At 36.5% G+C, this 20,542-nt stretch carries 23 protein-coding genes and 2 pseudogenes; 6 read left to right on the top strand and 19 right to left on the bottom strand.

Going from position 1 to position 20,542, the window contains the following annotated elements; translation table 11 throughout:
- Positions 1 to 174 precede the first annotated feature (174 nt).
- From CD003_RS22130 to ctaG, 15 genes and pseudogenes are all read right to left on the bottom strand, one after another.
- The gene (locus tag CD003_RS22130; protein ID WP_257008127.1) at positions 175 to 288 is read right to left on the bottom strand and encodes a DUF6254 family protein; all 114 of its coding nucleotides are present in this window, start codon (positions 286 to 288) and stop codon (positions 175 to 177) included.
- Between the two features lie 28 nt (positions 289 to 316).
- A complete protein-coding gene (locus tag CD003_RS00760; RefSeq protein WP_096202199.1) occupies positions 317 to 496 on the bottom strand; it encodes a YjzC family protein in 180 nt (59 codons plus the stop codon).
- Positions 497 to 633: 137 nt separating this feature from the next.
- Positions 634 to 1,590, bottom strand: a complete 957-nt coding sequence (gene argF, locus CD003_RS00755; RefSeq protein WP_096202197.1) for an ornithine carbamoyltransferase — start codon at positions 1,588 to 1,590, stop codon at positions 634 to 636.
- 25 nt (positions 1,591 to 1,615) lie between these two features.
- A complete protein-coding gene (locus tag CD003_RS00750) occupies positions 1,616 to 4,792 on the bottom strand; it encodes a carbamoyl phosphate synthase large subunit (RefSeq protein WP_096198987.1) in 3,177 nt (1,058 codons plus the stop codon).
- Complete coding sequence (locus tag CD003_RS00745; protein ID WP_096198986.1) at positions 4,785 to 5,864, bottom strand: carbamoyl phosphate synthase small subunit; 1,080 nt, start codon at positions 5,862 to 5,864, stop codon at positions 4,785 to 4,787. Before CD003_RS00745 ends, CD003_RS00750 begins: the two co-directional genes overlap by 8 nt.
- 79 nt (positions 5,865 to 5,943) lie before the next feature.
- On the bottom strand, positions 5,944 to 7,086 hold the full coding sequence (locus tag CD003_RS00740; protein WP_096198985.1) for an acetylornithine transaminase: 1,143 nt from the start codon (positions 7,084 to 7,086) through the stop codon (positions 5,944 to 5,946).
- A gap of 27 nt (positions 7,087 to 7,113) precedes the next feature.
- Positions 7,114 to 7,899, bottom strand: a complete 786-nt coding sequence (argB, locus tag CD003_RS00735; protein WP_096198984.1) for an acetylglutamate kinase — start codon at positions 7,897 to 7,899, stop codon at positions 7,114 to 7,116.
- Positions 7,900 to 7,973: 74 nt separating this feature from the next.
- Positions 7,974 to 9,206, bottom strand: coding sequence for a bifunctional glutamate N-acetyltransferase/amino-acid acetyltransferase ArgJ (gene argJ, locus CD003_RS00730; RefSeq protein ID WP_096198983.1), 1,233 nt, complete (start codon positions 9,204 to 9,206; stop codon positions 7,974 to 7,976).
- A 14-nt stretch (positions 9,207 to 9,220) separates the two neighbouring features.
- Positions 9,221 to 10,258 (bottom strand): N-acetyl-gamma-glutamyl-phosphate reductase, encoded by a 1,038-nt coding sequence (gene argC, locus CD003_RS00725; RefSeq protein WP_096198982.1) that lies wholly within the window; start codon positions 10,256 to 10,258, stop codon positions 9,221 to 9,223.
- Positions 10,259 to 10,682: 424 nt separating this feature from the next.
- Complete coding sequence (locus tag CD003_RS00720; RefSeq protein WP_218838263.1) at positions 10,683 to 11,129, bottom strand: GAF domain-containing protein; 447 nt, start codon at positions 11,127 to 11,129, stop codon at positions 10,683 to 10,685.
- A pseudogene (locus CD003_RS00715) lies at positions 11,089 to 11,391 on the bottom strand (redoxin domain-containing protein); the annotation flags it as partial. The gene CD003_RS00720 and the pseudogene CD003_RS00715, both read right to left, overlap by 41 nt.
- An 18-nt stretch (positions 11,392 to 11,409) precedes the next feature.
- On the bottom strand, positions 11,410 to 11,604 hold the full coding sequence (locus tag CD003_RS00710; protein ID WP_096202196.1) for a hypothetical protein: 195 nt from the start codon (positions 11,602 to 11,604) through the stop codon (positions 11,410 to 11,412).
- A 27-nt stretch (positions 11,605 to 11,631) separates the two neighbouring features.
- Positions 11,632 to 12,192 carry a FixH family protein gene (locus CD003_RS00705; protein WP_096198979.1) on the bottom strand — a complete coding sequence of 187 codons (561 nt, stop codon included), beginning with the start codon at positions 12,190 to 12,192 and terminating at the stop codon, positions 11,632 to 11,634.
- A 25-nt stretch (positions 12,193 to 12,217) separates the two neighbouring features.
- A complete protein-coding gene (locus tag CD003_RS00700) occupies positions 12,218 to 12,817 on the bottom strand; it encodes an SCO family protein (protein WP_096198978.1) in 600 nt (199 codons plus the stop codon).
- 16 nt (positions 12,818 to 12,833) lie between these two features.
- Positions 12,834 to 13,766 carry a cytochrome c oxidase assembly factor CtaG gene (gene ctaG / locus CD003_RS00695; protein WP_096202194.1) on the bottom strand — a complete coding sequence of 311 codons (933 nt, stop codon included), beginning with the start codon at positions 13,764 to 13,766 and terminating at the stop codon, positions 12,834 to 12,836.
- Between the two features lie 342 nt (positions 13,767 to 14,108).
- Between ctaG and CD003_RS21610 the strand changes: the two genes are divergently transcribed.
- The 4 genes from CD003_RS21610 to CD003_RS00680 all read left to right on the top strand — a co-directional run bounded on the left by CD003_RS21610 (position 14,109) and on the right by CD003_RS00680 (position 16,034).
- Positions 14,109 to 14,258, top strand: a complete 150-nt coding sequence (locus tag CD003_RS21610) for a hypothetical protein (RefSeq protein ID WP_179295377.1) — start codon at positions 14,109 to 14,111, stop codon at positions 14,256 to 14,258.
- Positions 14,258 to 14,479 (top strand): DUF3813 domain-containing protein, encoded by a 222-nt coding sequence (locus tag CD003_RS00690; RefSeq protein ID WP_096198977.1) that lies wholly within the window; start codon positions 14,258 to 14,260, stop codon positions 14,477 to 14,479. The genes CD003_RS21610 and CD003_RS00690 overlap by 1 nt, the downstream gene beginning before the upstream one ends.
- A 260-nt stretch (positions 14,480 to 14,739) precedes the next feature.
- Positions 14,740 to 15,195, top strand: coding sequence for a GNAT family N-acetyltransferase (locus CD003_RS00685; RefSeq protein WP_096198976.1), 456 nt, complete (start codon positions 14,740 to 14,742; stop codon positions 15,193 to 15,195).
- A 239-nt stretch (positions 15,196 to 15,434) separates the two neighbouring features.
- Positions 15,435 to 16,034: a hypothetical protein gene (locus tag CD003_RS00680; RefSeq protein ID WP_096198975.1), complete on the top strand. Its 600-nt coding sequence runs from the start codon at positions 15,435 to 15,437 to the stop codon at positions 16,032 to 16,034.
- A 61-nt stretch (positions 16,035 to 16,095) separates the two neighbouring features.
- Here CD003_RS00680 and CD003_RS22125 read toward each other — a convergent pair whose 3' ends face one another.
- The 3 genes and pseudogenes from CD003_RS22125 to CD003_RS00670 form a co-directional block, all read right to left on the bottom strand.
- A complete protein-coding gene (locus tag CD003_RS22125; RefSeq protein WP_257008339.1) occupies positions 16,096 to 17,004 on the bottom strand; it encodes an efflux RND transporter permease subunit in 909 nt (302 codons plus the stop codon).
- A 162-nt stretch (positions 17,005 to 17,166) separates the two neighbouring features.
- A pseudogene (locus CD003_RS22120) lies at positions 17,167 to 18,431 on the bottom strand (efflux RND transporter permease subunit); the annotation flags it as partial.
- 188 nt (positions 18,432 to 18,619) lie between these two features.
- Entirely contained in the window at positions 18,620 to 18,880 is a 261-nt protein-coding gene (locus CD003_RS00670; RefSeq protein WP_096198974.1) for a DUF6154 family protein, read from the bottom strand.
- 123 nt (positions 18,881 to 19,003) lie between these two features.
- Between CD003_RS00670 and CD003_RS00665 the strand changes: the two genes are divergently transcribed.
- Together CD003_RS00665 and CD003_RS00660 are read left to right on the top strand one after the other, a co-directional pair.
- A complete protein-coding gene (locus CD003_RS00665; protein WP_096198973.1) occupies positions 19,004 to 19,702 on the top strand; it encodes an AzlC family ABC transporter permease in 699 nt (232 codons plus the stop codon).
- Positions 19,699 to 20,004, top strand: a complete 306-nt coding sequence (locus CD003_RS00660; RefSeq protein WP_179295577.1) for an AzlD domain-containing protein — start codon at positions 19,699 to 19,701, stop codon at positions 20,002 to 20,004. Before CD003_RS00665 ends, CD003_RS00660 begins: the two co-directional genes overlap by 4 nt.
- Positions 20,005 to 20,068: 64 nt before the next feature.
- Here the strand turns inward: CD003_RS00660 and CD003_RS00655 are convergent, their stop codons facing one another.
- On the bottom strand, positions 20,069 to 20,368 hold the full coding sequence (locus tag CD003_RS00655) for a hypothetical protein (protein ID WP_142302819.1): 300 nt from the start codon (positions 20,366 to 20,368) through the stop codon (positions 20,069 to 20,071).
- Between the last annotated feature and the right edge of the window lie 174 nt (positions 20,369 to 20,542).

The raw sequence follows: 20,542 nt of genomic DNA, 5'->3' as shown, positions 1-20,542 counted from the left end.
ATAATTAGTTGGTCAGACTAATTACCATCTATATAAAGTGTAATTACTTCTGTTTACAAAACTAATTATAGAACAATATTAACTTCAATTCTGTAAAATTGATCACAGATAAAAGATATTAAATAATCCTACCATGAGTGCTTCACCCATAGTAGGACTACATAAATACAAAACTTACTTCGTTTCTTCCTCTGCAATTTGCTTAAGTGATCTCACTTTTCCATGAGGATTTTGCGCATTTTTACGTTTTCTAAATTGTCGCTCAGATTGGCTTTTTGATTGTGTCATTTTAACTCCCGCCTTTTACTGTAGGATTTTAAGGCTTACGCTTATACGTCCATTTACGGTTATTATTTTGTGTAGCAGGGAATGTATCACCGGCTTTTAACTTAACCTTTTGTGGATTTTGAACCATGCTACCTGTTTCACCGATTTCCACATAAATTCCATTGTTTGGAGCTTTATGACCCGGTTCAAATTGATGACTTTGTCCCATAATGTTCAACTCCTTTTTATCTAGAACTTCCATCTTACTATCCCCTCATTGGATACTTTTCATGATTGGATTGAATTTGAAAAATAATCCTTAGAATCTTAAAAACCACTTTCCGAATAGAAAGTGGTTTTTAAGATTTATACTAACAAAGCCAAAATCGCTTTTTGTGCGTGAAGGCGGTTTTCTGCTTCATCATAAACAACTGAATGGTTGCTATCGATAACTTCTGCTGCCACTTCTTCACCACGATGGGCCGGTAAGCAGTGAAGGAAAATATAATCGTCTTTTGCAACGCTAACTAACTCATTGTTTACTTGGAAGCCTGTAAATGCTTCTTCTCTTGCTTTCTGTTCTTCCTCATATCCCATGCTTGCCCAAACATCTGTATAGATAACATCTGCATCACGGACTGCTTCTAATGGGTCATTTGTTATAGTAACTGTTGAACCTGTTTCGTCTGCTACAGATAAAGCCTTCTCAACAATCACTGGATTCATTTCATATCCTTTTGGTGTTGCAACGGCCACATCCATTCCAACCTTAGCAGCTGCGATAAGTAAAGAATGTGCTACATTGTTACCATCTCCAATAAATGCCATTTTTAAGCCTGTAAATTGTCCTTTATTTTCATAAATCGTTAGTAGATCCGCCAATGCCTGACATGGATGGTAATCATCAGTTAAAGCATTAATAACTGGTACAGTAGAGAATTTTGCAAGCTCTGCTACTTTTTCATGACTATTTGTACGCACCATGATTGCATCAACATAACGAGAAAGTACTTGGGCTGTATCACAAATTGGTTCACCACGACCAATTTGCATGTCACGTGGACTTAGGAAAAGAGCGTGCCCACCAAGTTGTGTCATTCCTACTTCAAAAGAAACACGAGTTCTTGTAGAAGCATTTTCAAAAATCATTCCAAGCGATTTTCCAGCAAGTAAGGATGGACAATGTCCTTCTTTTTGTAACTTCTTAAGCTCAACTGCTTTGTTAAGCATGAATAGAATTTCGTCCGATGTATAATCTAATAATGTTAAAAAATCTTTTCCTTTAAATGTTGCAGGCTCAATGCTCGTTTTCGTTTGAAGCATCTCACTCACTCCCCTTCTCCTATGTTTACGCTTTAGCCGTCTGCATCGAGAGCCATTCTCCAATAGAGCAAACGTCTGTATCTTTAGCATGAAAACTACTGAGCATCATTTCTAAAGTGGACAGCTCTGTAATTACAGTGATACGTTGCTTTAATGCAATTTGTCTTTTTTCTTTACCTGTACGATGACCTTTTTTCGGAATACTAATAAGACCTAACGCATTCTCTTGTTGATTCCAAGTCTCAAAGCTTCCAATATCATCAATCAAATCATGCTTACAATCCGATATAAGCGTAAATCCTTGTTCCTTTAATTTTTTAGCTAAAGGGGTAAAATTCCCCCACTCTTCATCAGCAATATCACAATAAATAGAACCTTCCTTTTGATACATAGCCGGTATTTGCCCTTCACTCCAAGCAAATGCTTTTTTCATTGCGACTTGAACGGATGTATCAATACTGATTAGTTCTCCAGTTGATTTCATTTCCGCTTCTAGTAATGGATCAAGCCCTGCTAATTTGCTATATGAGAAAATCGGTGCCTTCACTGTATAATAAGGAGTTTCTGGTAGTACCCCAGGTGTAAGACCTACTTCCGATAACGTTTTGCCTAATAACAATTGAACCGTTACACCAATCATGTTAAGTCCTGTTACTTTACTTAGTATTGGAACAGTACGAGAGGCACGCGGATTAATCTCAATCACGTATAGCGTACCTTCAAATAATACAAATTGAATATTAAATACGCCACGGAAATCCATTCCTTGTGCAATTTGTTTTGTGTAAGCTAGTATCGTTTCCTTCGTCTCATCTGATAATGAGAATGGTGGAGTAACAGCCATACTATCGCCCGAATGTACCCCTGCCTTTTCAATATGCTGGAACATTCCAGGAATCAGTACATCTTTGCTATCTGTCAGCACATCGACTTCAATTTCTACACCAGGGTAATAGGCATCAATTAGAATTGGGTAAGCCATGTTATTCTCAGTATCCTGAATATAAGCAAGTAGCTCCTCTTTTGTTGAGTGTATTGCCATACCTTGCCCACCAATTACATATGACGGACGAAGTAATACCGGATACCCAATCTCCTCTGCTTTTTCTAAAACTTCAGCTTCACTATAAGCCGTTACACCAGGGATATGTGGCACATTTACTCGGTTCATGAAATCATAGAAACGTCCACGGTCTTCTAGTTCATCAATTGTATCCATTGTCGTACCAAATAGACGAATACCTGCTTCTTCTAAGCCCTCTACTAATGAAATCGCTGTTTGACCTCCAAGCTGAACAATGACTCCTTCAATTCCTTCAAGCTCAATAACATTTAATACATCTTCCACAGTTAGTGGCTCAAAGTATAGGCGGTCTGCCATCTCATAATCAGTACTTACGGTTTCAGGGTTATTATTCATAATGATTGCTTCATAACCAAGCTCTTTCAAGCTTAATGCGCCATGAACTGAACAATAGTCAAATTCAATCCCTTGTCCAATTCTTATAGGTCCTGAACCTATAATTAAAACTTTTTTCTTGTCCGAAGACACATCTACATCCTGTTCACCACTCCAGCTAGAGTAGTAATAAGCTGTTGATGCTGTAAATTCTCCTGCACACGTATCAACCATTTTATAAGATGGTAAAATTTCTAAACTTTTACGCTTGTTACGTAACTCTAAAGGGGTCACACTCCAAACACTTGCAAGCCATTGGTCAGAAAAACCATATTTCTTCAGCTTAGCTAAAGCTTCTTTTGAAACAGATGCAAATGTCATTTCTTGAGCTGATTTTTCAAGCTCTAATAACTTCTTCCAGCTAGTTAAATAAAATAAGTTTATTTCTGTTTTCTCATGAATTTCCTCAATTGTGATTCCTTTTCTCATTAACTCTAAAATTGCAAAGAAACGTCTATCATCCGGTTTAACAACCACGTTCCATAATTGTTCTTCAGACCAACTTTTCAATGATGGAAGTGACAGGCCATCTGTCTTTATTTCTAGTGAACGTACGGCTTTTTGAAATGCACTTTCAAGGTTTCTTTCGATTGCCATTACCTCTCCAGTTGCTTTCATTTGAGTTCCAAGCTTTCTGTCTGCATGAACAAATTTATCAAATGGCCAACGTGGGAACTTCACAACTAGATAATCCAATGCTGGTTCAAAACTCGCATACGTATGTCCTGTTACAGGATTTAATAATTCATGCAAGTGATAACCTAAGCTAAGCTTTGCTGCCATACGTGCAATTGGATAACCTGTTGCTTTAGATGCTAAAGCAGATGAACGACTCACACGAGGATTCACTTCAATTAAATAATATTGCTTACTATAAGGATCAAGAGCGAATTGAATATTACAACCACCAACAATCCCAAGAGCACGAATAATTTTTACTGAAACTGAACGCAGCATTTGATATTCCACGTCTGTTAGTGTTTGAGACGGGGCTACAACAATAGAATCACCCGTATGAACCCCAACTGGGTCAATGTTCTCCATATTACAAACAGTAATACACGTATCATTCGAGTCACGCATTACCTCGTACTCAATTTCCTTAAAACCTGCAATGCTCTTTTCTATTAAGCATTGCGTAATAGGACTCATCTCTAGACCGCCCTTAATAATATAGCGAAGTTCCTCTTCAGTCGAGGCAATTCCTCCACCAGCACCACCTAACGTGTAAGCAGGGCGGACAATAATCGGATAACCAACTTTATTTGCAAAGTCAATTGCTTCAATTGAAGTAGAAACAATTTCACTATCGGGAACAGGCTCATTGAGTTCATGCATTAATGCACGAAATTCTTCTCTATCTTCCCCTTTAATAATTGACTCAATAGGAGTTCCTAGTAGTTTTACAGAATATTTTTCTAATAGGTTTGCTTTATGCAATGCCAATGCAAGATTTAAACCTGTTTGACCTCCTAAAGTTGCTAGAAGACCATCCGGTTTTTCTTTTTGAATAATTTTTTCAATACTTTCTACTGTTAAAGGTTCAAAATAAACAACATCTGCACACGATTTATCTGTCATCACAGTTGCTGGATTATTATTAACAAGGATTACCTTAACCCCTTCTTCTCGTAATGCTAGACAAGCTTGAGTCCCTGCATAATCGAATTCTGCTGCCTGACCAATTACAATCGGGCCCGAACCTATAACAAGAACAGATGTGATGGAAGTATCCTTAGGCATAAAGTTTCTCTCTCCTCTTGCTACTCATTTCTTTTTTAAATAAGGCGAAAATTGTTTCACTATCGCTAGGTCCAGGGTGAGCTTCCGGATGAAACTGTACCGAAGTAATCGGATAAAGGCTATGAACAAGACCTTCCACTGAACCGTCATTAATATTTTTATATCTTACTGAAAAACCAGTTTCAGAAACGTCATCTTCCTTTACTACATAGCTATGGTTTTGTGATGTCATATACACTTGCTTTGTCACGATATCCTGAACCGGTTGATTTGCTCCACGGTGACCAAATCGTAGCTTTTCAGTATCTCCACCAAAGGCAAGAGCCAATAGTTGGTGTCCTAAACAAATTCCTAGTGTCGGAAATGCTGTCGCAATACTTTTTATCGTTGGTAAATGTGCTTCCAGCTGTTTAGGATTACCAGGACCATTCGATAAAAGAATTCCATCTGGCTTTAATTGTTGTATTGTATCTAACCCTGTATCATATGGCACAATCGATACTTTACAATCCATTTTTACTAGAGAATCAACTATCGACTGTTTATAACCGAAATCAACTAATACAACATGGTGCTCTCCATCACCAACTGTCTCAATTGTTTTTGTCGATACTTCTTCTACTAAATTTCGTGTTCCAATCGGTTGTTTATCTTCAAAATTTACATTATCTAAATTAGTTGTTAGAATTGCCCCCATATCACCAAGCTCACGAATTCGTTTTACAACTGCACGAGTATCAACACCTACAAGTAAAGGCACATCTTGATTTTGAAGATGCCTTCCAAACGATTGGTTCGATTCATAATGGAATCCCTCTTCGTTACTTTCACTTGTGATAACTCCAGTTACTTGAGGAATTTTGCTCTCATTATCTACATCATTAACCCCATAATTCCCAATTAAGGGATACGTGAAAACAACAATCTGTCCTTTAAATGATGGGTCCGTAATGACTTCTTGATAACCTGTCATTCCTGTAAAGAAAACAACTTCCCCGTATACCTCTTCTGAACCCCCTAACCATTCTCCCTCAAACGTCTCACCTGAAGATAGTACCAAATATCCTTTCATCGAAGGTCCTCCTATCCGTTTTCATTGTTGTATATTTATTTCAAACAAGGTATTTTTATTCAATCGTACGAAAAAAAATTTATAGCTTTTCACATTGTTCTACGATTAACTCTACTGCCTTCTCAATCTCTTCTTTCGTAACGATTAATGGTGGTACTAAACGAAGTACATTTGGACCTGCAACTAGGGCTAGTAAGCCATTATCACGTAAATCTTTTAGCATTGGAGCAACTTCCTGGTCAAAAGTTACACCGATCATAAGTCCCTTTCCTTGGATAGACTGTACAGAAGGAACATTTTTAAGCTTCTCAGCTAATAAATCTTTAAAATAATTCCCTTTTTCCTCAACTTCTGCTAGGAAAGTAGGATTAAAGATTTCATTTATTGTCGCTTCTGCTGCTGCCATCGCAAGAAAGTTACCTCCAAAGGTTGAACCGTGACTTCCTGGTGAAAAGGCTTCTTTTAAATGTCCTTTACCAATAATCCCACCTACTGGGAATCCATTTCCAAGTCCTTTCGCCACACAGATGATATCTGGAGAAATTCCGTAATGTTGGTAGCCAAAAGGCTTACCTGTACGGCCAATTCCTGTTTGTACTTCATCAACAATTAGGAGTACACCATGCTCTTCACAAAGTGATGCTACACCTTTAATAAAGTCTTCATTCCCGATGCGTACTCCACCTTCACCTTGAATAACCTCAATCATAACTGCTGCTATTTCATCTGTAATTGCATCCTTTACTGCGTCTAAATCATTATATGGTAGGTATTTAAAATCCTGTAATAACGGACCGAATCCTTGATGTACCTTATCTTGGCCTGTAGCTGACATGCTTCCTAGTGTTCTTCCATGGAAAGATTGTTGAAAGCTTAAAATTTTATACTTACCTGTATGCTTACGAGCTAATTTAATAGCTGCTTCATTTGCCTCTGCTCCACTATTACAAAAGAATACATATTCACCACTAGAATATTCAGTTAAAATACTTGCGACACGCTCTTGGGCTTCAATTTGAAATAAATTAGACACATGCCAAACTTTATCAACTTGGTCTTTCAGCGCTTGATTTACCTTTTCATGACAATGCCCTAAATTACAAACAGCAATTCCAGAAGTAAAGTCTAAATAGCTTTTTCCATTTACATCTATAATTGTCGTTCCTTTTCCTTCTTTTACCGCCACTTCCCATCTTGCATACGTAGGAAATAATACACTCATTTTATTTTCTCCACCTTACTTCTATATTTAAAGTACTTCTGTAACAGCTGGTTGTTTTATTACTTTCGTTCCAATAATCGAACCATCTTCTGATAGTGTCGTCCCTTTTCCATTCATAATCATTACTTCTTCAATATTTCCTTGTAGGCTCTTTACAGCTGCCGTTACTTTAGGAATCATTCCACCGTATATTGTTCCATCTTCAATTAGAGTTTCAATATCCACTGTTGTTACTACATCTAGTAAGTTACCATTTTGTAAAATTCCAGGTACATCTGTTACAAAAATAAGCTGTTTCGCTCCAAGTCCATCTGCAACTGCACCTGCTGCACTATCTGCATTAATGTTATATCGTTCCCCATCTTCTCCCATTCCTATTGGAGCAATAATCGGGACAAGGTCTTGATTAATAAATGAAGTTAAGAGCTCTGCATTTAACGCTTCAACTTCTCCAACAAATCCTAGAGCCTCTTTATCGATTGGCTTCGCTGTAATTAATCCACCATCACACCCTGAAAGTCCAATACTTTTTAACCCAGCTTGGTGTAATTTCTGAACTAAGCGTTTATTAACTTTTCCACATAAAACCATTTCAGCCGTATCTAGAACATCTGCTGTCGTTTTACGTAAGCCGTTGATAAACTCACTCTCAATCTTTAATACTTGTAATAATTTATTTATCTCAGGTCCACCACCATGAACAATAACAGGTGATTTCCCAGCGTCCTTAAGTGCCTTAAGGCTTACAAAGAAGTCATCTGAAAGCTCAGCAATCGTACTTCCTCCGCACTTTACAACAACGATTTCGTTCATGTATCTTCCCTCATTTCGATTGTATCTAAGCAATAGCTCCACTGTAACTCAGCATTTACATTATAGCTTCGTAGTTACGTTCTATATCCCGCATTAATACGTACATAGTCATAAGATAAATCACAACCCCATGCCTTACCAAATCCATTACCGGCATGTAAATCTACGAATATAGTAATATTCTCTTTCTCTAAATAAGACTTCGCATCTTCCTCTGAAAAAGGAAGTGGTTGACTATTTTTTAATGTTTCAATCGGTCCAACCGCAATATCAATTTTATCTGGGTCAATATCTGCTCCACTATAACCAATTGCGCATATTATACGTCCCCAGTTTGCATCTGTTCCAAAAATCGCTGTTTTAACAAGAGACGAGCCAACAATTTGTTTAGCTACTTTTCCTGCATCTATATCTGTTTTTGCACCTTTGACTTGAACTTCAATTAATTTTGTTGCTCCTTCACCGTCACGTGCAATCTTTTTAGCTAATGTTTCACTTGTTTGCTTAAGTGCTGCCACAAATGTAGACCATTCAGGGTGTTCAGGCGTTAAAAAGTCGTTTTCAGCTAAGCCACTTGCCATAACAACAACCATATCATTTGTTGATGTATCTCCATCAACTGTAATTCGATTAAAGGTTTCGTCCGTAACTTCAGATAGCGCTCGCTGAAGGTTACCTGGTGTGATGTTAGCGTCTGTTGTAATAAATCCAAGCATTGTTGCCATATTAGGGTGAATCATCCCTGAACCTTTAGCAGTACCAGCAACTGTGACAATCTTGCCGTCTATGTTTGTTTGTACACATGCATGTTTTTGTATAATATCAGTTGTTAAAATCGCTTCGTTAAATGTAGTAGCAGCTGTCTCATTTCCTTCTGGAGCTAATTGTGTAATACCTGAAAGTAAGTTATCCATCGGTAACAATTCTCCAATGACACCGGTTGAAGTAACAGCTACATAATGCGTAGGTAGGTTAAACTTCTCCGCTCCTGCTTCTTGCATTTTATATGCATCATCTAACCCTTTTGTTCCTGTACACGCATTAGCATTTCCGCTATTTACGATAATTGCCTGAAGCTTCCCTTCTTTGGCAATTGCCTCTTGTGTTACCTTTAACGGTGCTGCCTGAACTTTATTTAGTGTATAAACGGCCGCACTACTTGCAGGAACGTCACATATAATTGCACCTAAATCTAAACGTCCATTTTTTTTAATACCAGATGCCACCCCTGTTGCTTTAAACCCTTTTGGTGTAGTGACACTTCCCTCTTCTATAATTTCGATTGTATTTACGCTCACGATGTTCACCTCAAATTTTCTCTTTATGGATACAATGGGACTAAATCTAAGCCCATTTTTTCATCAAATCCTTGCATAACATTTAAATTCTGAATCGCCTGACCAGCTGCACCCTTAACAAGATTATCAATTACTGATACAACTGTAATTCGTCCAGTACGCTCATCATATGTGATTCCAATATCACAATAGTTCGTTCCATAGACTTCTTTCGTTGATGGGAACTGTCCATTTTTCCTTATACGTACAAATGGCGATTGTTCATACATTGTTTCGTATAGCTCACGTAGTTGTTCCTCTGACATCGGATTTGTTGCTTGTGCATAAATAGTCGACATGATACCCCTTACCATTGGTACAAGATGAGTACTAAACGTAACTGTTGATACTCGTTCATCCCATCCATGTAACCCCTGCTCAATTTCAGGAATATGCTTATGCTGGTTAACTTTATAGATTTTAAAATTCTCATTCATTTCTGCGTAATGAGTTATCGCAGTCGGTGTACGACCTGCTCCTGAAGTACCACTCTTCGCATCTATAATTATCGATTTAGGTTCAACTAGCTTTTCAACCATTAACGGTGCTAAACCTAATAATGTCGCTGTAGGATAACAGCCTGGATTTGATATTAGTTTTGCCCCTTGTACTTCCTCTTTTGCCCACTCAGTTAAGCCATATACTGCATTATTTATTAGTTGTTGTGGAGCTGCCTCAATCCCATACCATTGTTCATACACATCACGATCCTTTAGCCGTAGGTCTCCGGATAAGTCAATAACCTTCAGACCCTCTAATAAAAGAGATTCACTTACCTTGTTCGATACTCCTGGTGGAGTCGAAAGAAAGACAACCTCTGCTTTCTCTTTAATTAGTTTTGCTTGAATATCCTCTAGGTCTAAATCAACTACATTGTTTAGATGAGGGTATGTTTCTGATATGGATACCCCCTGTTGTGAAGATGAATGAACTGAACTTAACGTTACCTCGGGATGATTATGTAATAAACGGATTAACTCTGCACCACCGTATCCTGTGGCCCCAATAATTGCTGCTCTCATATCTCTTCTCTCCCCACGTATCATTTATGTTGTTTTTTATTATAAGTATGAATAAAAATAAATGCAACTGTATTTTTATTTTAATTTTAATTTTCTTAAATCTATTGTTTTGTTTTCATTAAAGGAATATCAGTAATCAATATAATTATTATGATTACTGATATTGTATAAAAAATAGTTTCAGAAATTATTGATTATAAAAAAAGAATAGCCATTTACAGATTCGACTGAAAAAGTGTACACTTCACTTTTTCAGTCAGCTTTATGTAATGTATGAAACCGTTGCCTCTTTTAAAAAAAAGCCTGCTATGAGTTAACTCATAGCAGGCTTGCAACATGTGGAGCCATTACTTCCTTTTTAATACACTACCTTGGACTTTTTCAGTGCTCTCATTTTTAATGGCTACTCTTTAACAAAAGTTATTCAACTTACTTCAATAGAAACAATGGTAATATCATCTGGAAGTTTTTCTGGAAGTTTTTCTGGACGTTTATAAGAACTAAGTACAATAGAAGATAAACATTCATTAATTGGTTTATCGTCAATAATACATAAAGTGCCTAAATAGTTTCCTTTTTCAGTTACTAATGGTGCCCCCGCATAAAACCGAATACCGTGGTCCTTTACAAGTGGATTATCTTTAAATCTCTCATCTTCTAAAGAATCTTCTACAATCAGAGGCTTTTTATTTGTAATGGCATGTTGGCAAAAGGACAGTTCTCTTTCTGTTTCACCAAACGTAACTCCAATACAAGATTTAAACAGTAAAAAAGAAAAAGCCGGAGAACTACCTATATTAGGAATGAGTTCTTCGACTTTTTCATCGTTCTTATTGTAAATTTTCAACAATGATACTATACGTTTCTTCAATTTCATTACCAAAGAAGTCATTAATATGAGAATAGACATGATTCCCATCAGCATCAAGGATACTGAAACCCCTATGAGAAACATTTTCATTTCTCATATTCGTATGCTCAATGACGTTAAACTCAGGGTCTGATAGAAATGCAAACGTAAATTCTCCGGCTTCTTTTAAACGCTGATGATTACTAGTGGAATCAATGCTAATTGCATAAATATCAGCATCTACTTCCTCAAATAAATGCAAATGGTCCTGCAACTCAACTAGTTGCTGTTGGCAAAGTCCTCAGCCAATTTCAGTGAAGTGAAAAAGTATCGTAGCTCTGTCTTTATTTGTTAAAGATACCTCTTCATTTTGCTCGTTTAAAAGAACAAGTGGTCCATCAGAAGCTTCTTCTTGTCCACCACATCCAGAAAGTAAAATCGAGCTTAGTATAAAAAACACTGCTATTGGAAGGAGCCATGATGTTTTTTTTATCATCACAATATCCACTACTCCCTAATATTATTATTCCGCATCATGTTCATCATGTTCATGGCTTGAATGATCTTCTTCATGACCATCTTCATGTTCCTCATGTTCATCATCACCTTCTCCGTGACCATGTTCATGACTATTACTCCATTTTGAACCGATGTCTGGCTCTGCTAGTATAGCATCAACATCAACGTCACCGATAACGATTTGCACTTTTTCCATTCTGTGCATGCTACATGCCGTTACATGATAATAGACATAATAAACACCGTCACGGTCAAAAGTCCAATCAAGCGTGTAGCGTCCGTCACCTTCTACGACAGTCTCTTCCATGAAATGATAGTCTTCATTACCATGCTCCCAAATTTCAAAAATAACCTCTTGAGCATTATCAACTGGAATTTCATCATGTGTTACGATTGCCTCAAACTCTACTTCCGCTCCACTATCAAGTTCAACTGAATCCCAAGAAAAGCTAACTTCTATTGGTACTAGTGTATTTCCACAAGGTACTGCTTCTTCTTCTCCACATGCTGTTAAAAAAATCATTATAGCTAGCATAATAGAGGATAATATCATTATTTTTCTCATAATAAAATTCAAACCTCACATTATTTTAATTAATTTTCTTTAAATCGTTAATAATAGGAGTTGGGTCAGACTTTAAACCGTCATACCTTCTAATAACATTTCCTTTCCCATCAACTAGAAAGAAGCTTGTACCATGAACAATATCATCACTATCAGGTATTTCCATGACTAGAGTAGCAAATGCATCCGCAGAGAAATCAATAAACTCCTCTTGTGTATAACCTGTTAGGAAAATCCAACGATCAAAATCCGCAGCGTTATTCTCTCCGTATGTTCTTAAGCGCTCTGGGTTATCAAATTCAGGATCAACGGTAAACGAAACTAGCTTAACATCTAACCCCTCTTCCTTAAGAGCTTCCTGTAAAATTCCCATGTTTGGTGTCATCATATTACAAACAGTTGGACACCTAGTAAAAATCATACTAGTAATCCACATTTGCCCCTCAAGGTCTTTTGAACCAAAGCTCTCATCAAATTGATTTACAAATTCAAACTCTGGAACTTGCAGCTCTGAAGCAGAAATATCAGAGTTAGGTGTTTCATCCCCATGTGATTGATATAACCACCCACAGCCTGAAAGAGTTAAAGTGGCAACAAATACTGTAATGAATAGTTTAATGCGCATTGCCCTATCTCCTCTATTATTTAGTTGCTCTTGGCATTGTTGTTGTCGGAATATCACTAATTGATGGTCCGTCTGACTGTTTTTCTTTACTAATCCATTGCTTAAATACATACCCTACAGTAATACCATACGTAATTTCTTGCATAATCTTCATTAGTACACCTGCAAGCTGTTGATCATGAGTGGCACTAAGTGGTGAAAATGGATTAGGACCATCAAAAAGACCGTATGGGATAGATGCCCCTGCAGGTAAACAATAAGACATAACCGTTGCCCACGTGTTAGGATCTGTATAAACACTATAAAGTGGTTTACCAGCAAAGATAATTAGCGCACATGCAGGTAATATTAATGCACCATTAGCAAAGATATAGCCAATTCTCTTTAGATCAGATAACGTTGCACTACTAGGCAGAGGCGCAATCATATGCCACCACATAATTGTAGCACCAATAAACATGAAAACTTCATACAAGCTATGAAGATATACTTGTTGCATCAACGTATCAAAAACTAACGGTATATGGTAAAAAGAAAAAAGACCATTAAAAATCAGTAGACCGATTATCGGGTTCATAAATAACTTACCGGCAATCCTACCTAATAAATAATTCTCCACTTTACGTTTGATCGCATATAGCAACCATTTAGGCATGGAAATAATAAACAATGGCACAGCTATAAAATAAGCAAACACCATTTGTGTCATATGAAAGCTGATCATAATGTGTCCTGCTATATATAATGGACTTCCCCACCCAATGTATAATGCAATTAAAGCAAGAACAAAATACACCTTCTGACGTACTCTTACTGGTTCTGAATCTTTAAAAAGATGACGCCATTTTGTAATAAGAGTAAAATAAACTGCTCCTACTATAGCCAAAATAACAATTAACTCAGGTGTCCACAATGCTCGAAACCCAAAGCTAGTTAATAATTGTTCTATCATGAGTTTTCCTCCTTATCATAAGGTAAATCACAGTTATAACTAATCTTTAAGACTATACTAACTATAGCACATTTTCTCTTGTACGCTTAGGGGTAAACTACTGCCTATTTTCTAACAATATTTTGAACAAAAGGAGTTTCTATGTCTAATACAGACTAATCTTAAGTATTACCATGAACCTATACTTGATACACATATAGAGGTAATTTTTGGAATCACTATTCACTCATTAAAAACACAACTCAAAAAACTATTTAACTCTTGTGGTATATATCATTACATAATCGGTTTAATCTTGGGGAAACTACTATTGAAATTATCTGATAGGAGCTGTTATCAATGAGTAAACGTTCCACTTCAAAGGAGCAATTTGGACAAAGTCACGAACCGACACCGACTAAAGAAGAGCGTTATGAAGTAATTCCAACAATGGTTGATCTTGAAGAAAGCGAAACCAATACAAATAATGATACTGCAGGTGATAAATAATGGGTAATAAACTATTCCAAGAAGCTAGAAATGCTATTGAAATTGTTGAACAAATGGCTTCTAACGCTCAGTCCTCAGAAGAAATTGAACTTGCTCGAGCAGAAATGGAAAAGGCAAAGAATAATTTATCTTCTGCCTTTGCAAATTCTACTACAGCTGAAAAAGAACAACTAGCTGATATGCAAAATCAATTAAATTCACTTGAAACAAAACTATATTAACAATAAACAGAGCAAGAATGGGGTTGTCTTAGAAGTCTTCTATCTAAGATAACCTCTTTTATTAGTTAAAATTAAAAAATATTAGTACACACTTTTTATTCATAATATTCCTACTCCCTTCAATCGTTTTGTGATAATCTAGTAAGTGTGTTTTCACTATGTTTTTTTGATTGATAGAATTGTATACTTTCGAGTTTTTAATAAAAGTAATTTTCATAGCTAGTACTGAATAGACTAGTTTATGATTGGGGGACTAGGTAATGAAAATTTTTCGTGTACCAAATAATGCAGACCACTCGCTCCGCATCAAGATTGCCGACCTTCTAATGGGGCAAATGGAATCAATAGGCGCTGACGATGCTTATGAACTACTTCTAGAAGCTATTGAACTAACATTACAAGAGGATTCTTCTGCTAGATTATTTGTTGCAGAAGATAAAGAAACGATTATAGGCGTTGCTTTCTTCAATATTGGGATAAGTCTTAATAAAGGTGGACATTACCTTTGGTTAAATGACCTTTATGTACACAAAGAATACCGGAATCAGGGTATTGCAAAGAAATTGCTTTTAAAAGTTATTTATTGGGCAGAGGATAATGATATCAAACGGATAGAACTTGAGACCGGTGTAAACAACGAAGCAACAAAATCCCTCTATAACTCACTCGGTTTCTATGATATCGTATCAAAGCGTTATGGATATGGGCGCTCATAATTTCTTCACTTTATAATAGGTGTACAAAGAGGAACTTTTTTCCTTTCTGTACATCTTTTTTCTTTCTTTTAAAACAGGCCATTCCTCTCCTAAAGTACTAATTTTAGCCCCCTCCATGCTTGCCTATTTTTTATAAGGGCTCGTTTCCTTGCTGAATATACTTCTTTTTTTGTAGTTAGTTGCATAAGATGTAGCAACAAAAGTCTCTTCACAAAGTTTAAAAAGAGGGGTGTATATTAGTGACCCAACATTACTACGAAGCTGAATTTTCTGACCTCTATATTGAAATTTCGAAACCTGCACTCCATGATTTCATTAAAAAGTTAATGGAAGAAAATTTTTCTCTCTTTTGGCGGTATGAGGAAGACACCATTTATTTACTCATTGACAACGAAGAATTAATATACGAAATTCCATTTGTACGTAATAACGATTTTCTTACTCTTGACGTTGACCATCTTACAGTGAACGATGCAATAATTGCTGAATCCCTAGAAGTGATTATCTCACAGTTTAGTGGAAATGGAGTTGTAAAGAAGTTCACTGACGGTCCCCTCTATATCACATGTTACAAGACGGGGGACATTCAATCGATTATCGAAATTGATGGGAGTGAAAAAATCATTATGAACAAACATGGATCGATTATTGAGTACAGGGAGTATGACCATAACCTTGAGCCACAAACAATATTTAATATTATGAATATGGAGATTGATTATGAATTAATGGAGCTTCACGAGGCATTACAAGAAAGTAATAATATGAGGGTTCGCTCTCATAAAAGTCGTTTAAAAAAGCTATTAAATCGTCGTGAGGAAGTAGAGCAGCTATTATAGTGAAGAGAATGAGCTCCGTATAGGTTGACAACCATACGGAGCTCTTTTTTTCTATAGTTATTTAGTTACTAGCTACATTCTTGTTTTTCTTTTTTGAAGCAATCCACATATAAAGTGCTGGAACGATTAATAAGGTAAAAAATGTTGAAAAGAATATACCTGAAATGATGGAGACTGCTAATGGCGTAAACAAAACATCACCGCTCAATGCAATTGGAATAAGCGCACCAATAGCCGTTAAGGCAGTTAACAGAATAGGTCTAAGTCTAGCCCTTCCTGATTCAATAACAGCCTCGATAAGGTCCATTCCTTCTCTCATACGTTGTTCAATAAATTCAATTAACACAATAGAGTTTCTCACAACAATACCAGCTAATGAAACGAGACCCATCATTGCCATAAAGCCCAAACCTGTTTGAGTAATAAATAATCCAATTACTGCTCCAGAAAGGGCTAAATAGACTGTGCTCATCACAAGTATAGGTGTTGTTAATGAGTAGAATTGAACAGCCATCACTATATAAATTAAGAAGATTACAACTAGAAAAAGCTTTCCGACCTCAATAAAGAAATCACTTCTTGCTTCTGTTTCTCCACCTATCGAGATCGTATATCCATCTGCAAGCGAATACTCATCAACTGTTTCGTTAATTTGTTGTTCGAGGTTATTTGCCCCTTCATTTGGATAGACACGAACTGTCACTGTACGTTCACCATTAGAATGAGGAATTCTTTGGATTAATTCCACTTCTTTTTCCTCTATAAATTGGTCAAAGGACACAATTACAGATGGAACGCCTTCTTGTTGAGTAGCTCTACTTGGAATTCCAAGAGCAGATAAATCCAAAGATTCTCCTACTACTTGCTCATCGACAGTAAGTCTCATATCCCTAAAATTAAGCCCATCATCAAAATTCCCTACTGGTATTCCTTCCGTCCTCAGTCTAATTTGCTCACTTACCTCTTTCATCGTTAACCCATTTTCAGCAAGAAATTGACGATCCATATCATACATAATTGTTGGCCAAGGAGTACCTATATTATCAACAACTGCTCCACTGCCTTCAAGTGAGAGAAATGTAAATACAACAGCTAATGTTGAGGTAATGATCGATACACGTACCTCTTTTGTTCCTCGTAATGCACCTTCTAAAGGTGCATCACCTTCTCGATATCTACGCTGGATATTATCATTTACAACAATTGCATCATCCACAAGTATCCCTAGAGCAATAATAAACCCAATAATCGATATTTGATTTAAATCAACACCTGCGTATGGCAAGGGTATTAGTCCTAGTAATATTGAAAAAGGAATTGCCAATGCAACGATAATAGCAGATGCAAAGTTTAATCCAAGCAATGTTACTAGAATAACAACAATACAGAGATAATAAATGATAAAGATAGGTCTCTAAAGATTTCTGAAACGATATTATTTTGGGTGTAAAATAAATCAAGTTCCGTATTCGCAGGTAGCTCTTCCTTTAATACTGCTAATCTGTCATCTAAAGCTTGATGAAGTGAAGGTACATCAACACCTCTTTCAGGTAACACTGTAAACGATAGAGCTAGTGTACCTTCATATGTGATAACATCTTTTAGATTTTTATATTGTACAGTTACTTCTCCAATATCAGTGATATGTATAGGTTCGTCGTTAATATCAACACCAATTAGAAGTTCTTTAAGACCTTCAATATCGCTTATTGTTGGAAGTACAAGTTGATGAATGATATCTCCTATTTGCTGAGTTCCTATTGGCACCTGCTCGTATTCACCTGATAGGGCATCTAATACATTAGGAACAAAAACACCGTTCTCAGCCATTTTATCTGAATCAAGAGAAAGGAGTATTTCCTCTTCAGGTACACCTTTTACGATTGTACCCTTAACACCTGGAATTGTTTCTACTTCTCTTTGCCACTTTTCTAAAACAGAGCCAAGACCGAATAAATCTTCTCTATTTTCCGATACGATATGATAAGAGGATAATGCTCCCATTTGAATATCCTCTCTAACATTCGGAGAGAGGACTTGTTCTGGAAAATCACGACTTACATCAATTATTGTTTGTCTAATTTCTGACAATACCTTATCCTTATCTGCGTTGTCCGCAATTTCAATCACAATATTCGATGCATCAAGAGATGATACAGATGTAAAGCTCTCAATACCACCTATCCCTTCAAACGCACTTTCCACAGGGTCAGTTATCGTACGTTCCACTGATTCCGGTGTAGCACCAGGATAGACCGTTGTAACAGTAACAATATCCAATGTTATTTCTGGTATTTCCCTTTGTGGTAATTGCCAAAATGTAATGAATCCAATGATAATGAATAAAACAATAAATAACAGCGTAATTTTCGACTTCTTTATGAGGTAATCAAACATTGCACTTCTCCTCTACATCATAATTTATAATAACTAAAATATAATGTATGTACATGTTTTTTACAAATATAACTACTTACCAAAAATCGTAGAGTGCTTATAAGATGTCACGCCTTTGGTAATGTAATATGTATAGCCTTTAATGACATTTTCTGGTCAAAAAAAGACCGTACATTGTACAATCTTTTTTAATGAAATAAATTTCCGTCCCCATCATCTACATTTCTCGTATAACCAAGACCCTCTCTTGCCATTTTTTCTCTTAGTTTCTCATAGACATATAAAGCAAACATTTCAGTTAAATGAGTATCACTTAATGCATCGATTTGATTCATAAAATCATCACGGTCAAACTCTTCTATGATTCCAGCTACTACAAGCCAAGCATCTTCCTCATCACCTGTGAAATGATGTTCATACATTTGATAAATTTCGTCCACTAACTTCATTAAATCACCTCATGATTAGTATGACCGAAATTATCACTCCTACTATATTTTTCTTGTTCAATTCCTTATGCTGGAATACAATTAATAATGGTAATAAAACAAATTTTATTCAAGGGGATTTCTATGGCAACAACAGTAATGAGTCAAAAAACAGATTTTCAACGAGGTTTGATTGCTGGTATTAGTATTGCCATTGGGTACGCACCTGCTGCATTAACCTTTGGTTTACTAGCCAAGGCGACAGGGCTATCATTAGCAGAAGCAACTGCAATGAGCGTATTTGTCTTTGCTGGCGCTGCCCAATATATGGCACTTAACTTAATCGCTCTTGGTACAGGAGCTTTTGAAATTATTTTTACAACATTTATTGTGAACATACGTCATCTACTAATGAGTGCTTCCGTAAGTGAGAAAGTAGAACCTGACCATCCGTTTAAAAAAGCATTGTATTCCTTTGGGATTACTGACGAAGTATTTGCCGTGACTACAACTCAGGAAGGGCAAGTGAAGAGTGGGTTTATCATTGGTGTCGCAACAATTGCTTATAGTAGCTGGGTCCTCAACTCTGCATTAGGTCATATGGTTGGAAGTATTCTCCCTCAAACCTTACAGGAAAGTATGGCAATTGCTTTATATGCAATGTTTATTGCGTTATTAGTTCCTTCCTTAAAAAAGCATCGAAAAGTTATTTCACTTGCACTTATTGCTGCTGTATTAAACTCTCTACTTTCAATGGTTATTCCTAGTGGATGGTCAATCATCTTTGCAACCTTAGTCGCTGCAGTAGCAATTGAATTTTTCGAGAAAAAGGAGGAGGAATAATGTCTACTATGTTTCTTATCATAGCAGGGATGGCCATTGTCACTTACATACCAAGAATGCTCCCTCTAGTAGCGATAGATGCTAATAAAATTCCAAAACGAGTACAAGGAATTCTTCGAAATGTTCCTTATGCTGCATTAGGAGCCCTTATTTTCCCAGGGATTCTATATGTAAATGAAAATATTTGGTTCGGCATTATCGGTGGAGTGACTGCCATTCTTGTCGCACTAACAGGAGCGAATTTAATTTTCGTTGTCCTTAGTAGCATAGCGGTATTAAGCTTGTACTCCATATTGTTTTAATAAATTCGAGGGCACATCAAAACTTAAGACATCCATTTGATGTGCCCTGGTAAATTAACAATTATCAATTAACACTTGCACTTCCCGTTAACTCTTCTCTCATCACTCGGTTCACTGCAGCTCGATGCTTCCAAACAAGAGAAATTACCTCGTCCTCATCTAAATAGCTCTCTTTAATATCACTATAACTTTTGCCTTTCCCATGAGTTGACCAACGTCCATTTGTTTTCATCAATGTAATTTGTCCTTTACGAAATCGGTCTTCAAATACTAAATAATGCTTTTGCTTCACTTGGTCATAATGTACTGTACTTGAAAACGATGAAAGAAACTGCTGAATCTGAACTTTTTTTCGAATAGGCACCAATATTTCTCTCCCCCTTATAACAATTTACCGACTGAATTAAAATAGCTGACACTAGGTACTTCTCTATTTCTAACGGTTTTCCTTCCGATTTCAAAAAAGGATCTCCTATCATCTATCAGCACTCCGTTTGTTTCTTCTTCTCACCAATGATACAATTGAATGATGAAATGA

It is taken from the genome of Bacillus sp. FJAT-45350 (assembly GCF_002335805.1).
In the GTDB taxonomy this organism is placed as follows: domain Bacteria; phylum Bacillota; class Bacilli; order Bacillales; family NISU01; genus FJAT-45350.
Note: the sequence above shows the minus strand (reverse complement) of the source record. Positions and strands in the feature narration are given on the sequence as shown.

Bases quoted from the DNA above. Each gene is read 5' to 3' on its own strand.
- CD003_RS22130 (WP_257008127.1), bottom strand. From the start codon at position 288: ATGACACAATCAAAAAGCCAATCTGAGCGACAATTTAGAAAACGTAAA.
- CD003_RS00760 (WP_096202199.1), bottom strand. From the start codon at position 496: ATGGGACAAAGTCATCAATTTGAACCGGGTCATAAAGCTCCAAACAAT.
- argF (WP_096202197.1), bottom strand. From the start codon at position 1,590: ATGCTTCAAACGAAAACGAGCATTGAGCCTGCAACATTTAAAGGAAAA.
- CD003_RS00750 (WP_096198987.1), bottom strand. From the start codon at position 4,792: ATGCCTAAGGATACTTCCATCACATCTGTTCTTGTTATAGGTTCGGGC.
- CD003_RS00745 (WP_096198986.1), bottom strand. From the start codon at position 5,864: ATGAAAGGATATTTGGTACTATCTTCAGGTGAGACGTTTGAGGGAGAA.
- CD003_RS00740 (WP_096198985.1), bottom strand. From the start codon at position 7,086: ATGAGTGTATTATTTCCTACGTATGCAAGATGGGAAGTGGCGGTAAAA.
- argB (WP_096198984.1), bottom strand. From the start codon at position 7,899: ATGAACGAAATCGTTGTTGTAAAGTGCGGAGGAAGTACGATTGCTGAG.
- argC (WP_096198982.1), bottom strand. From the start codon at position 10,258: ATGAGAGCAGCAATTATTGGGGCCACAGGATACGGTGGTGCAGAGTTA.
- CD003_RS00710 (WP_096202196.1), bottom strand. From the start codon at position 11,604: ATGATAAAAAAAACATCATGGCTCCTTCCAATAGCAGTGTTTTTTATA.
- CD003_RS00705 (WP_096198979.1), bottom strand. From the start codon at position 12,192: ATGAGAAAAATAATGATATTATCCTCTATTATGCTAGCTATAATGATT.
- CD003_RS00700 (WP_096198978.1), bottom strand. From the start codon at position 12,817: ATGCGCATTAAACTATTCATTACAGTATTTGTTGCCACTTTAACTCTT.
- CD003_RS21610 (WP_179295377.1), top strand. From the start codon at position 14,109: ATGAGTAAACGTTCCACTTCAAAGGAGCAATTTGGACAAAGTCACGAA.
- CD003_RS00690 (WP_096198977.1), top strand. From the start codon at position 14,258: ATGGGTAATAAACTATTCCAAGAAGCTAGAAATGCTATTGAAATTGTT.
- CD003_RS00685 (WP_096198976.1), top strand. From the start codon at position 14,740: ATGAAAATTTTTCGTGTACCAAATAATGCAGACCACTCGCTCCGCATC.
- CD003_RS22125 (WP_257008339.1), bottom strand. From the start codon at position 17,004: ATGAAAGAGGTAAGTGAGCAAATTAGACTGAGGACGGAAGGAATACCA.
- CD003_RS00670 (WP_096198974.1), bottom strand. From the start codon at position 18,880: ATGAAGTTAGTGGACGAAATTTATCAAATGTATGAACATCATTTCACA.
- CD003_RS00665 (WP_096198973.1), top strand. From the start codon at position 19,004: ATGGCAACAACAGTAATGAGTCAAAAAACAGATTTTCAACGAGGTTTG.